The 13,381-nt window shown below is 69.3% G+C and carries 11 protein-coding genes; 9 read left to right on the forward strand and 2 right to left on the reverse strand.

What is annotated here, in order from left to right; genetic code table 11:
- Positions 1 to 123: 123 nt before the first annotated feature.
- The 6 genes from ACZ6TB_RS24775 (at position 124) to ACZ6TB_RS24800 (ending at position 7,430) form a co-directional block, all read left to right on the forward strand.
- Positions 124 to 2,007: a ricin-type beta-trefoil lectin domain protein gene (locus ACZ6TB_RS24775; protein ID WP_465557429.1), complete on the forward strand. Its 1,884-nt coding sequence runs from the start codon at positions 124 to 126 to the stop codon at positions 2,005 to 2,007.
- Positions 2,004 to 3,401, forward strand: coding sequence for a ricin-type beta-trefoil lectin domain protein (locus ACZ6TB_RS24780; protein WP_465557431.1), 1,398 nt, complete (start codon positions 2,004 to 2,006; stop codon positions 3,399 to 3,401). Before ACZ6TB_RS24775 ends, ACZ6TB_RS24780 begins: the two co-directional genes overlap by 4 nt.
- Before the next feature lie 92 nt (positions 3,402 to 3,493).
- Positions 3,494 to 4,456: an NAD(P)H-quinone oxidoreductase gene (locus ACZ6TB_RS24785; protein WP_465557433.1), complete on the forward strand. Its 963-nt coding sequence runs from the start codon at positions 3,494 to 3,496 to the stop codon at positions 4,454 to 4,456.
- A 686-nt stretch (positions 4,457 to 5,142) separates the two neighbouring features.
- Entirely contained in the window at positions 5,143 to 5,655 is a 513-nt protein-coding gene (locus ACZ6TB_RS24790) for a DUF4352 domain-containing protein (protein WP_465557435.1), read from the forward strand.
- Between the two features lie 472 nt (positions 5,656 to 6,127).
- On the forward strand, positions 6,128 to 6,736 hold the full coding sequence (locus ACZ6TB_RS24795; RefSeq protein ID WP_465557437.1) for a C40 family peptidase: 609 nt from the start codon (positions 6,128 to 6,130) through the stop codon (positions 6,734 to 6,736).
- Positions 6,737 to 6,785: 49 nt separating this feature from the next.
- Positions 6,786 to 7,430, forward strand: a complete 645-nt coding sequence (locus ACZ6TB_RS24800; RefSeq protein WP_465557439.1) for a GNAT family N-acetyltransferase — start codon at positions 6,786 to 6,788, stop codon at positions 7,428 to 7,430.
- A gap of 103 nt (positions 7,431 to 7,533) precedes the next feature.
- On the opposite strand, the gene ACZ6TB_RS24805 is transcribed toward ACZ6TB_RS24800, so the two are convergent.
- Positions 7,534 to 8,736, reverse strand: coding sequence for a GAF domain-containing sensor histidine kinase (locus tag ACZ6TB_RS24805; protein WP_465557441.1), 1,203 nt, complete (start codon positions 8,734 to 8,736; stop codon positions 7,534 to 7,536).
- A 314-nt stretch (positions 8,737 to 9,050) separates the two neighbouring features.
- Here ACZ6TB_RS24805 and ACZ6TB_RS24810 point away from each other — a divergent pair, with 314 nt between their 5' ends.
- A complete protein-coding gene (locus ACZ6TB_RS24810) occupies positions 9,051 to 9,581 on the forward strand; it encodes a YbhB/YbcL family Raf kinase inhibitor-like protein (RefSeq protein WP_465557443.1) in 531 nt (176 codons plus the stop codon).
- Positions 9,582 to 9,663: 82 nt separating this feature from the next.
- Here the strand turns inward: ACZ6TB_RS24810 and ACZ6TB_RS24815 are convergent, their stop codons facing one another.
- The gene (locus ACZ6TB_RS24815; RefSeq protein ID WP_465557445.1) at positions 9,664 to 10,377 is read right to left on the reverse strand and encodes a class I SAM-dependent methyltransferase; all 714 of its coding nucleotides are present in this window, start codon (positions 10,375 to 10,377) and stop codon (positions 9,664 to 9,666) included.
- Between the two features lie 265 nt (positions 10,378 to 10,642).
- Between ACZ6TB_RS24815 and ACZ6TB_RS24820 the strand changes: the two genes are divergently transcribed.
- Together ACZ6TB_RS24820 and ACZ6TB_RS24825 are read left to right on the forward strand one after the other, a co-directional pair.
- Positions 10,643 to 12,631, forward strand: a complete 1,989-nt coding sequence (locus ACZ6TB_RS24820) for a DUF6311 domain-containing protein (RefSeq protein WP_465557447.1) — start codon at positions 10,643 to 10,645, stop codon at positions 12,629 to 12,631.
- On the forward strand, positions 12,628 to 13,380 hold the full coding sequence (locus tag ACZ6TB_RS24825) for a methyltransferase domain-containing protein (protein ID WP_465557449.1): 753 nt from the start codon (positions 12,628 to 12,630) through the stop codon (positions 13,378 to 13,380). The genes ACZ6TB_RS24820 and ACZ6TB_RS24825 overlap by 4 nt, the downstream gene beginning before the upstream one ends.
- Position 13,381: the final 1 nt, after the last annotated feature.

Raw genomic sequence — 13,381 nt, forward strand, 5'->3', positions numbered from 1 at the left:
CCAAACGAGGTCAATTCGGCGATCGTTGGCGGTTGACAAGGTATCGACCGGGGTGTTTATTGTTCACTTGCCTTACCAATCCCCAGCCACGGCCCCCACCAACGGCAAGGGAGTCCCCTACCCATGTCCATCCCCCGACCCATCCCCAAAACCCGAAGAACGCTGCTCCTCGCGGCCTCCACGGCGGCGCTGGTCACGTCGATCGTGGTGGTCGCTCCCCAGGCGTATGCGGCCGGCGAGTCGGTCAACGTCTACCTGACCACGACGAGCGACGGCGGCGGGCGCACGGTGACGCGCGGCCTGCAGCAGCAGACGCCGGTCGCGTTCGCGAGCAGCAGCGGCAGCGCGAACCAGACGATCACCGTCAACGAGAACACGACCTACCAGCAGTTCGAGGGCGCCGGCGCGTCGATGACCGACACCTCCGCCTTCGACATCAAGGGGAGCGGCGCGCTGTCCGCCGCGACCCAGAACGACGTCATGACCAAGCTGTTCAGCAACAGTGGCGGGATCGGCGTCAGCGCCCTGCGCAACGTGATCGGGTCCTCCGACCTGGCGCAGAACAGCTACTCGTACGACAACACCTGCTGCGACGTGAACGATTTCTCGCTCTCGCGGGATGCCGACATCATGGCGCTCACGAAGCAGGCGTACGGGCTGAATCCTTCGATGTTCGTCATGGGGTCGCCGTGGTCGGCGCCGCCGTGGATGAAGGACAACAACGCCTACAGCCAGGGTTACCTGCAGGCGCAGTACTACAAGGCCTACGCGCAGTACTTCGTCAAGTACATCCAGGGCTATCAGGCGCAGGGCGTGCCGATCCGGTACGTCACCGAGCAGAACGAGCCGGGCTGCTGCGCGGGCTACCCGTCGATGCAGTGGCCGGTGTCGGGGCTGCAGTCGTTCGCGAAGAACGACCTGATGCCGGCGCTTCAGTCGGCCGGGCTCGGCACCAAGCTGCTCATCGGCGACTGGAACTTCGACACGTACGACACCTGGGTCTCGCCTTTGATCAATGACACCGCGATCCGGAACCACCCGAACTTCGGCGGCATCGCGTGGCATGACTACGGCGGCAACCCGTCGACCGAGACGTCGGTGCACAACCAGTTCCCGTCGGTGAACATGTACAACACCGAGCACTCCGGCGGCACGTGGGTCTCGAACCAGCAGTCCGAGGACATGGGCGACCTCATCGACTACTTCCGCAACTGGGGTCGTAGCTGGACGAAGTGGTCGCTGGCCGTGGACGAGGCCATGGGCCCGCACAACGGCGGATGCGGCACCTGTACGGGTCTGGTGACCGTGCACCGCAATGACGGCCGGCGGGGCCAGGTCGACTACACCATCGAGTACTACACGATGGGCCACCTCACCAAGTTCGTGAAGCCGGGCGCGGTGCGGATCGACTCCTCGGCCAACGGCACGGTGCCGAACGTCGCCTTCAAGAACAGCGACGGGTCCAAGGCGCTGATCGCGCACAACACGAGCGGCTCGACCCAGTCGGTCAAGGTCAACTGGGGTGGGCAGTCGTTCACGTACTCCCTGCCCACGAAGACCTCGGCCACCTTCACCTGGAGCGGCTCGCAGTCGGGATCCGGCGGCGGGACCGGCACGGGCAAGACGGGCACGATCACCGGCCTCGGCGGCAAGTGCCTCGACGTCACCGGCGGCTCGACCGCGAACGGCAACCAGCCCCAGCTCTGGGACTGCACCGCCGGCAACGCCAACCAGCAGTGGACGGTCGGCACCGACGGCACGATCCGCGGGCTCGGCAAGTGCCTCGACGTCGCCAACAACTCCACCTCGGACGGTGGGGCCGTGCACCTGTGGGACTGCATCTCGACGGTCGCCACGCAGAAATGGACCGCCTCCGGCGGCGCCCTGATCAACTCCGCGTCCGGCAAGTGCCTGGACGTCAAGGACAACAACACCGCCAACGGGGCCAAGTTGCAGATCTGGAGCTGCACCGGCGCCGCCAACCAGAGATGGACGGTTCCGGCATGAAGCGCCTTCTAGCAATCGCGGCCGGGGTCGCGGTCGTCGCGACCATGGGCATCCTCGGCATCACCAACGCGTCGGCGGCCAGTGCCGGGGCCCTGGTGAGCTCGCTGAACAGCAAGTGTCTCGACCTCACCAACGGCTCCACCGCCAACGGCAACCAGCCGCAGCTGTGGACCTGCTACGCCGGGTCGGCCAACCAGACCTGGACGCTGGCCGACAACGGCTCGGTGCAGATCCAGGGCAAGTGCCTGGACGTCGCGAACAACTCGGCGGCCGACGGCGCGGTCGTGCACATGTGGGACTGCATCTCCACGGTGGCCACCCAGAAGTGGAGCCTCTCCGGCGGCTCGCTGATCAACTCGAACGGCAAATGCCTGGACGTCAAGGACAAGAACACGGCGGACGGGGCGAAGCTCCAGCTGTGGACCTGCACCGGCACGTCCAACCAGAAGTGGACCTTCGGCGGTGGCTCGACGCCGCCGACCACCACGCCCACCACGCCTCCCTCGTCGGGCGGCCCGGGCATCAAGGCGGTCGCGCCGTACTACTACACCGGGTGGGGCAACCCGCCGAACCTGACCACGGTCACGCAGTCGACCGGCGTCAAGTGGTTCACGATGGCGTTCATGCTGAACAGCGGCAACTGTGACCCGAAGTGGGACGGCAGCCGGGCGCTGACCGGCGGCCAGGACCAGAGCGCGATCAACACGATCCGGGCCAACGGCGGTGACGTGGTGATCTCGTTCGGCGGCGCCTCGGGGCCGTGGCTCGAGCACTACTGCACGAGCGCCTCGGCGCTGGCGGCGGCCTATCAGAAGGTCATCAACGCGTACGGGCTCAAGGCCATCGACATCGACATCGAGGGCACCCCGTACAACACCGCCGCCGACCAGCAGAAGACCGTCGACGCGCTGAAGACCATCAAGGCCAACAACCCGGGCATCACCACCTACATCACGCTGGGCAGTGGCACGGGCGGTCCGGACGCGTCGCTGATCAACCGGGCCGCGTCGGCCGGGCTGGTCGTCGACGGCTGGGGCATCATGACCTTCGACTGGGGCAACACGACCGGTAACCAGGGTCAGCTGACCATCCAGGCGGCGGACGGGCTGAAGAACAAGCTGAAGACGGCCTATGGCTGGTCGGACGCCGACGCGTACAAGCACGTGGGCATCTCGTCCATGAACGGGATCACCGACGAGCACGCCACGGTCACCCTCGCGGACATGCAGACCATCACGGCGTACGCGCAGCAGCACACCATCGCCCGGCTCACCTTCTGGTCGCTCAACCGCGACCGGCAGTGCCCGAGCGGGTACCCGAACGACGACACGTGCAGTGGCGTGTCGCAGTCGGCCTACCAATACACGAAGATCATCGGCGCCTACAAGGGCTGATCTTCCCCGGGCAGGGAGCCTCGCGAGCTGCGGTGGGCGCAGCTCGCGGGGCTCCCTCGTTTTTTGTCGCACCCCTCGGGCAAGCTGATCCCATGCACGCGATCGTGATCGAAGACAAGCGGCTGGTCCTGCGCGAGGTGCCCGACCCGGTGGCGGGCGACGGCGAGGTGGTCGTCGACGTGACCGCCGCCGGGGTCAACCGGGCCGACGTGTCCCAGCGGCAGGGCTTCTATCCGCCACCGCCCGGCGCCTCCGACTACCCCGGCCTCGAGTGCGCCGGCGTGATCAGCGCGGTCGGTCCCGGTGTCACCGACCGGCATGTGGGCGAGCGCGTCGCGGCGCTTCTGGCCGGAGGGGGGTACGCGGAAAAGGTCGCCGTCCCGGCCGGGCAGCTGCTCCCGGTGCCGACCGGTCTCTCGCTTCAGGAATCGGCGGCGTTGCCCGAGGTCGCGTGCACAGTGTGGTCGAACGTGGTGGATCTGGCCCGCCTGCGCAAGGGCGAGACGCTGCTGGTGCACGGCGGTGGCAGCGGCATCGGCACGTTCGCGGTCCAGCTCGGCAAGGCGCTCGGCGCGACCGTGGTGGCCACGGCTCGCGCCGCCAAGCACGACAAGGTGCGCGCGCTCGGCGCCGACCACGTCATCGACTACACGACCGACGACTTCGTGGCGGCCACAAAGGACGTCACCGGCGGCCGCGGCGCCGACGTGGTGCTCGACATCGTGGGCGCGAAGTATCTCGCCCGCAACGTCGACGTGCTCGCGCCCGACGGCCGCATCGCCGTGATCGGCATGCAGGGCGGCCGCAAGGGCGAGCTCGACCTCGGGCTGCTCATGGCCAAGCGCGGCCGCATCTCGGCGACCGGGCTGCGGGCCCGCTCGCGCGACGACAAGGCGCGCGTGGTCGCCGGCGTGCGTCGCGAGGTCTGGCCGCTGGTCGAGGCCGGCGCCGTCAAACCGATCATCCACACCACCCTGCCGCTGGCGGCGGCGGGCGAGGCGCAGGAGCTGATGGAGTCGAGCGACCACCTGGGCAAGATCCTGCTGCTGCCGTGAGGCGGGCAACACCCGGAACGTAGCACTTTCGAGTGTATTGAGAGGAGGTTTATGCGGCGATAGGTCCGATATGCGGCGTGGCGACGCCTCGAACGAGCGGGGGATGCCGAGCATGGTGGCCGCGACCCGGGCGCTTGCCGGGAGATTCGGTGTCGCGTCGTTGACGCCTAGCCCGGTTCGGGAGCCCCGCCATGACCACGAAGCCGCTACGCCCCGCCGCCGCCGATGAGAACGCCCGGGCGCGGGGGTCGGAGAGTGCGCCGGCCGCCGAGGGTGGGCGGGCTTTCGAGAGCGCGCCGGCTTCCGAGAGTGGGCGGGCTTTCGAGAGCGCGCCGGCTTCCGAGAGTGGGTGGGCCTCCGAGGGTGGGCGGGCTTTCGCGAGCGCGCCGGCTCCTGAGCGTGGGCGGGCCTCCGAGGGCGGGCGGGCTTTCGAGAGCGCGCCGGCTCCGGTGAGGGAGCGGGCTCCTGAGGGCGGGCAGGCCGTTCAGGGCGCGGCGGCCTCCGAGGGCGCGCTGGCGTCTGGGAGCGCGGCGGCGGCTGGGGGTGCGCCGGCGTCGGGAAGCGGCGACTCGCCGGAGACGGGCCCCGCGACGGGCGGGCGAGCCGGCGGGCGTAAGCGCGGGCGGTGGATCTGGGCGCTGGCCGGTGGGCTTGCGGTCATTGCCGCCGGGTCGGGCGCCTATGCGATGGGTGGCGGGAGCGGTCGGGCCGTTGCCGAGCCCGCCGCGAGCGCCTCCGGGCGGGTCGAATCGGGGACGAACGGCGCGGAACCGGGCGTCGAGGACGCGATTCTCAACCGGACGGGGGCGGACGGCGCGTTCATCGTGACCGTTTCCGGCCTTCGGTGCGGTGTGGCCACGGTCGGCGCGGCGGCGGAGCTTCAGGAGCGGGCCAAGGGGCAGTTCTGCCTGGTCAGCGTCAGCGTGGAAAACGCCGGGCGGGAGGCGCGACTGCTCGACAGCGGGGCGCAGCGGGCCCTGGACGGCCACGGGCGAGCGTACGCGCTCGATGACCACGCGGCGTCGATTCTGAGTGAGCAGAGCCTGCAGGACGGGTCGCGGACGCTGCTCGACGAGGTGCCGGCGGGGGCGACCGTGCGCGGGGTGCTGCCGTTCGACGTGCCGGCCGGAACCAGGCTCACCGCCCTTCTCGTGCACGAGTCGGCGGGCAGCCGGGGCGCCCGGATCGGTCTCACGTAGCGGACACGCCGGGCCGGACACGCCCGAAGCGGATGCAATTTTCTGAATCGAGAATCGTATATTTACAGCTCAAAAATCGTTTCTTTCCTCGATTGGGTGAGGGCGATTGTTGGAATTCGGCCCCAAAGGATTCCGGTTCTGTGTTGGCATGGTCGACGGAATTAACGAGTAGTCCGGGTTCCCATTGCTGTCCATCGACGGGCGGTATGGGCGCGGCCGAACGTTATGGCCGTGCCGATGGGATTCGCGCGAGTGCCCCGGGCCGATTTCGGAGGCAACGCTGCACCGTCCGTCCGCGAGCCGGGCGCTGACTGCCGGCGCTATTGCGCTGGCCGTCGTCACGCCGGCCCTAGAACCCATTGAGCAGGCCAACGCCGCCCTGCAAGCACCGGTCGCCCCCGTCCGGAGCGGGCCGGTCGTCCGCCCGGAATCGGCCCGTCTCGACCCCGATAACGCTTTTGCCGCCCGGGCGGTGCTCGCCCAGCGCGCCTCGCGCGCGGCGATCCGCCGGGCCGCGGGCGTCCGCCCGGCCGTCGCGTCGCCCTCGCGCCGGCCCGCCCGCGCCGTCATCCGCCCGATCCGGGCGACCGACCGGAACACCTTGCCGGCCCGGGCCGGCGAGCGCCCGGACGCCGTCACCCGCACGGTGTCGACCAGGACCGTACGTGCGAAGACCGCTCGCCGGGTGGTCACGCACGTCCGGGCCGTCGTCCGGCACGCCGCCCCGCGCACTCAGCGGGTGATGCGCCTCGGCAACATGACCGCGGTCATCGCCTTCGCCAAGTCGCAGGTGGGCCGGCGCTACATCAGCGGCGGCGAGGGCCAGAGCGGCTTCGACTGCTCCGGCCTCACCAAGCAGGCGTACGCCCGGGCCGGCATCCGGCTCCCGCACTCGTCCGGCGCTCAGGCCGCCCGCGCCCGTCGCATCTCCCGCGCCCAGGCGCGCCCCGGCGACCTGGTGGTCGGCCCCGGGCACGTGGGCATCTACATGGGCAACGGGATGATGGTCGACGCGGGTAACCACCGCACCGGCGTCGTCTATCGAAAGCTCTATTCGGGGCTGTCGGTGGAGCGCCTGTAAATATATAAACCGCTCGCGGCCGCCCGCGGCACCGGAGACAATCGCGTTCATGATTGCCGATCAGTGGCCCCTCTTCGGGCTGGTGTTGCGGACGCCGCGACTGGAATTGCGCGTACCGGATCTGGATCGTCTCGCCGAGCTGGCCGCCCTCGCGGCCGCCGGCGTGCACGATCCGGGAGTGCAGCCGTTTGTCGCGGAATGGACCGACCAGCCGCCGGAGAGCGTCGCCCGCAGTGTTCTGCAATGGCAGTGGCACAGCTGGGCGGCGTGGCAGCCGGAGAAATGGTCGCTCGGCCTGGTGGCGGTCGCCGACGGCCGGGTGGTGGGCACGCAGAGCATCGACGCCGCCGGCTTCGCCACGTTGCGCGAGGTCGGCACCGGCTCGTGGCTGGGCCGGGCCGAGCAGGGGCGCGGCTACGGCACCGAGATGCGGGCGGCGGTGCTCGAGCTGGCGTTCGCCGGGCTCGGGGCGCAGTTCGCCACGTCGGAGGCGTTCGAGGACAACCACGCGTCGTACGGCGTCTCGCGCAAGCTCGGCTACGCGGACAACGGCGTCGAGCGGCACGTGATCCGGGGCAAGGCCCTCGTCGGGCGCCGGCTGCGGCTGGATCGCGAGGCGTGGGAGAAGGCCCGGACGGTCCCGGTGCGGATCGAGTGCCTCGAGCCGTGTCGGCCCCTGTTCGGCATCGGCTGAGCTGGCAGGACGGCTGAGCTGGCGGGACGGCTGAGCTGGCGGGACGGCTGAGCTGGCAGGACGGCTGAGCTGGCAGGACAGCTGAGCTGGCAGGACGGCTGAGCTAGCAGGACGGCAGGGTCATGCGGACGGTCGTGCCGAGGCCGGGCGAGCTCTCCAGGTGAACGCTCCCGTGGTGGGCCTCGATGATCGACTTCACGATCGCAAGGCCAAGACCCGGTCCCGGTACGGCCATCACGTCGGCCGATGCGCACCGGTAGAAGCGATCGAACACGTGCGGCAGCTCGTCCTGGGCGATGCCCACCCCGGTGTCGGTGATGGTCAGCTCGGGCTCGCCGTCGTCGGACGACTCGACGGCGATCCGGCCGCCGGCGCCGGTGAACTTGATCGCGTTGACCACGAGGTGGTTCAGGGCCTGGGTGAGGCGCTTGGCGTCGCCCCGGGCCGGCACCGGCACCCGGGTGCGGTCGGACAGCTCGACCTGCTTGTGCTCGGCCAGCGGCCGGCACGCGGTCACCACCTGGTGGGTGAGGTCGGCCAGATCGAGCTCGGTGATGTCGAGCTCCATCGTCTCGTCGCTGAGCCGCGCGACCAGCAGCAGCTCGTCGATGAGCCGGAGCAGGCGGTCGGAGTTGCGCTGCATCACCGACAGGAACCGGTGCGACGTCTCCACGTCGAAACCGCCCTCGAGCAGGATCTCCAGATAGCCGCGGATGGTGGACAGCGGCGTACGCAGCTCGTGGCTCACCGTGGCGAGGAACGAGTCCTTCATGCGGTCGAGCTGCCGCATCCGGTCGGCGATGTCGCCCGCGTTGCGCGCGTATCGGCGCAGCTCCAGCTGCACCGCCGCGTGCCGGGCGAGACTGCGCAGGGCTCGCCGCTGCGAGTCGGTGAGCTCGCGTGGCTCGCGGTCGGCGACGCAGACCGTCCCGACCGAGTAGGTGCCGTCGAGCACGACCGGCGCGCCGGCGTAGAAGCGCAGCCCGCCGTCGGCCACCACGACCGGGTTGCCGGCGAAGCGCTCGTCCTCGGCCGCGTCCGGGACCTCGAGCAGGTCGTGCCCGCTGATCGTGTGGGTGCAGAAGGACAGCTCGCGCGGGGTCTGCACGAAGTTGACGCCGATCTTTGCCTTGAGCCACTGGCGGTTGGAGTCGACGAAGCTGACCAGACCCATCGGGGTGTCACAGATCTGCGACGCGAGCAGGGCGATGTCGTCGAAGTCCTCTTCGGGCTCGGTGTCGAGCACCCCGGCGTCGTGCAGGGCGGCGAGCCGGCCCGGCTCGTCCGCGGGCACGGGGGCTTTCATGAGAAAATCGTCTCATTCCGGGCGTACGAAATCGGAAAAACCCGGATACAGCAGTCGGCACCCGCCCCGTGGGCGAGTGCCGACTTGCTGATCGCCACCGGGCGCGGGGATCTCTGCCGCACACACCCGGTCGGATGTCAGACAGAAGCATCGCCCGGCCCCGGGGACCCCCCGCGCACCGCGTGTGCGGCTACCCGAACGAGTGAAGGAGCGGGCCGGGCGGGGCGCAAAGCGACGTTCAGGTCAACCGGTTACGCTCGGCTTGGTTTGGGAAAGCGGAGAAGGTTTTCACCATCTCGCCGGAGGACATCGCCATGAGTCTCGACCGCCCGGTTGCCCCGGATCCGTACGATCACCTGCCCTCGGTCCCGCACTTCACGGTGACCAGTGCCGACGTCACGGACGGCCAGCCGCTCGACGAAATGTTCGCGCACCCCAGCGTGGGCGGAAAGAACCTGTCACCCCAGCTGTCCTGGTCGGGCTTCCCGGCGGAGACGCGCGGCTTCGTGGTGACCTGCTTCGATCCCGACGCGCCCACGGGCAGCGGCTTCTGGCACTGGCTGGTGGTGAACCTGCCGGTCGGCGTGACCTCGCTGGAGCGCGGCGTCGACCCGCTGCCCGGCGACGCGTTCTGCGTGCGCAACGACTACGGCGAGCGCAACTACGGCGGCGCGGCCCCGCCGCCCGGCGACCGTCCGCACCGGTACGTGTTCGCGGTGCACGCCCTCGACGTCGACAAGCTCGAGGTCGGCGCCGACGCGTCCCCGGCGTACGTCGGCTTCAATCTCGCCTTCCACACGCTGGCCCGGGCCACCATCCGCCCGACCTTCCAGGTTCGCGGCTGACCGGATCGGCGCACGAAAAAAGGCCGCCGGTGATCCGGCGGCCTTTCGTCTGTCCCAGCTGAATTTACGTGACTCGCACCCGTCAGCCGGGGGTGCGCGCCACCACGAAGACGGACTGGCCGAACGGCGGCTTCACGACCCGCTCGGCGGCCTTGGTCACCGGGAGCACGAGCGAGTCGTACACCTTGACCATCGGGCCTTCCTTCGGCGCCAGCTTGAAGATGCTGGTGGCGCCGTAGTAGCCGATGAGGCCGAGCGCGTTGGCGTAGTGCAGCTTCTCGATCTGCAGGCCGGCCTCGGTCATCGCCGAGCGCATCGACTTCTTCGTGTACCGCCGGATGTGGCCGGTGGCGATGTCGACCTGGCTCATCGCGAACATGAACGCCGGCACGATCAGGATGACTCGCCCACCCGGGCGGACCAGCTCGGCCATGCTGCGCAGCGCCCCGACGTGGTCCTCGATGTGCTCGAGCACGTTGTACGACACGGCGGCGCTGTACTCGCCCGTCGCGTCCGCGGCGGGCAGCAGCATCTGCCGCACTTCGATGTTCGAGTGGCCGGCCATGCGCTCCTTGAGCTGCACGAGCCGGTCGGGGTCGGCTTCGGTCGCCGTGAACCGCGGAAGGTGCTCAGCCCATTCGAGCGCGTAGTCGCCGAGACCGCTGCCGATCTCGATCGGGTTGTCTCCCAGGTACGGGAGCGCGAGCTCGACGAACCACCGGCGGTGGTTCACGGCCATGGCGAGGCCCTCGAGCACTTCGGACTGGATCCGCTGGTCTCCAGTGATGTCTGCCATAAGTAAGGTTCCCTCGTCTTGCCGATCGAAGCTGACAGCGGGACCGAACGAGTTAACCATCCGGCGCGCCGAACCGAAAGTTGAGCGGTGCCCGGCCCCGCATTATTTGCCTGATTGAGACATAGGTGTACGGGGTACAGGGTCCGGTTGGCGTGCCTGTGCTCCGACCTGTGGATGCCCGGAATACAACGTTCATATCGGCTCGATCACGCATGGCCCGCTCGACACAGCACTGTTACCAACCTCGGTTAGGCTCGCCGATGCTATGACGATTACGGGTATTGACTCGACAGGCCAGTCGGCCGGCGGGAACGTTCTGCCACCCCGTCAAGTGACCGACCCGGGGGACCTGGACGCGGAGCTGGCGGCGCTGGACACGGAGGTTGAGGCGACCGCACCGGTCTCCGTCGTCCCCGATGTCGAGGCGGCCCCTGAGCAGCAGCAGGAGCCCGCCCGCCGCCTGCGTGTGTGGCGCCGGCTCAACTGGCGGGACGTTCTTGCGGTAGTGACTTTCGTCGCTGTAGCGCTCTACCTCACCGCTCCGTTGTGGCTCAATCTCGGTCACCAGTCGGCGGACGATCCACAGGATCAGGCATTCTTCGAGTGGATGCTGGCGCATGGCGCGAGGGTCATCTCGGACGGCGCCTATCCGTTCTTCTCCGATCGCATGAATTACCCCGATGGGGTGAACATGATGGCCAACACCTCGGTGTTGGCTGTTTCACTGCCGTTGTCGCCGGTGACTCTGCTCTTCGGTCCGCATGTGGCGTTCAACCTATTTCTTACTCTCGCGTTGTCGCTCACCGGCATCTCGTGGTATTTCGTGCTCTCCCGACAGTTCGTGCGTTCTCGGCTGGCGGCTTGGGTCGGTGCGCTTTTCTGCACATTCGCGCCGAGCATGGTGTCGCACGCCGGCGGCCACCCGAACATCGTCTCGCAGTTCCTGGTTCCGCTGATCATCTGGCGTACGCTGCGGCTCCGCGTGCCGGGACGGGCCCTGCGCAACGGGTTGATCCTCGGCGGCCTGCTGGTCTGGCAGGCGTTCATCAACCTCGAGATCCTGTTCATGACGGCGGTCGGCCTCGGCGTCTTCTGCGCCATCATGGCGATCTCCCGTCGCAAGGGGCATCGGGGTGAGGCGCGCGCATTCCTGCGTGGCCTGGTGGTGGCCGCCGTCGTCACGGTCGCCGCGCTTGCCTATCCCCTGTCCGTGCAGTTCTTCGGGCCGCAGAGCTATCACGGCCTCCCGCAGTTCGTCCGAAACTTCGGCGCGGACCTCGGCTCGTTCACCGCCTATTCCAGTCGATCGGTCGCCGGAAACTCGGTGCTGGCCGAGCGGCTGGCCCAGAATCCGCAGGAAGAGAACGCATTCTTCGGCTGGGGACTGGTCATTCTGTTCTTCGGCCTGATCGTCTGGATGCGACGCACGGTCGCCGTCGTCGCGCTCGGCGTGGTGGCCCTGCTGTTCGCGGCGATGTCGCTCGGGCCGCGAATTTTCCTCAACGGCGTCAACACCGGCGTTCCGGGCATCTGGGCGGTACTGCACAGCGTTCCGGTGCTCAACTCGGCCGTGCCGACCCGCTGGGCGATGGCCGTCGCCCCGGCCGTCGGCATCCTGCTCGCCCTCGGCGTGCAGCGCGCCATCGACCTGGTGCGGGCGCAGCCGTCGGCCCGTGGCCCGGTCCGGGTGGCGATGATCACCGCGGTCGCGATGGCGCTCGTGCCGCTCGCGCCGACGCCGCTCAAGACGGCCCCGATGGCGCCGACCCCCGAGTTCGTCACGTCCGGCGCCTGGAAGCACTACGTCGACGACGACCACACCGTGGTGACCCTGCCGCTGCCCGACTCGAGCTACCCGGACCCGATCCGGTGGAGCGCGGCGACCGGTCAAGACATGCGGATCGCCGGGGCGTACGCGCTGCTGCCCAACCAGAACCCGCTGAACCCGGCCGACCGTACGGCCCTCTTCTCGCCGCCGTGGCGGCCGACCAGCGGCCTGATGGCGTCGATCAAGCAGGGCAACCCGATCCCCGAGATCACCGACACCCGGCGCGAGATGACGCTCGCCGACCTGCGGTACTGGAAGGCCGGCGTGATCGTGCTGACCCCGCAGATCCGCGACATCGAGATGCTGCGGGTGATGACCGACCTGCTGGGCTTCGAGCCCACCTGGAAGGGCGGCGTCTGGATGTGGGACGTGCGTCAGCTGGTCGACGACCCCGACGCCGTTCTCACCGGACCCGACATCAGTTGACCGTTCCGGATCAGATCCGCTACATGGATGCCGCGGCCGCGACGGCCGTGGGTCTGGACTACAAGCACCGGTCGGTGGCGGTGCTCGACGTGCGCCCCGGCCTGACCGTGGCCGACCTCGGCTGCGGGCCGGGCACCGACCTCGGCCGGCTGGCCGACGCGGTGGGCGAGACCGGCACGGTGCTCGGCGTCGACCGCGATCCGGCGATGCTGGCCGAGGCCCGCCGCCGCTTCGCCGATCAGCCGCGGGTGTCGGTGCGTGAGGGCGACATCCACGACCTTCCGCTCGAGTCCGGCTCGATCGACCGGGCCCGCGCCGATCGGATGCTCCAGCACGTCGAGTCGCCGGCGGCGGCCATCGCCGAGGTGCGCCGCGTGCTGCGTCCGGGCGGGCTGTTCGGCATGGCGGAACCGGACTGGGACACCATGGCGATCGCCGACGAAGATCTCGCGTACAGCCGCAATTTTGTCCGCTTTTCTGCCGGTCGCGTGCGTAACCCGACCGTCGGCCGCGAGTTGCCGCGTCTGTGCGCGGCGGCCGGTTTCCGGGTCCGCGCGGTCGTGCCGATCCCGGTGCTGTTCCAGGACTTCGCGACGGCCGACGGGATGCTCGGGCTGCGCCGCAACTCGCAGCGCGCGATCGAGGCCGGCGTTCTCGATCGGGCGGATGCCGCGGCGTGGCTCGCGCGGCTCGAACGCGGGCCGCTGGTCGCCGGCTTCACCTTCTATCTCGTGATCGCGGAGGCCTGAG

The sequence above is a fragment of the Actinoplanes sp. NPDC051537 genome (assembly GCF_055586105.1).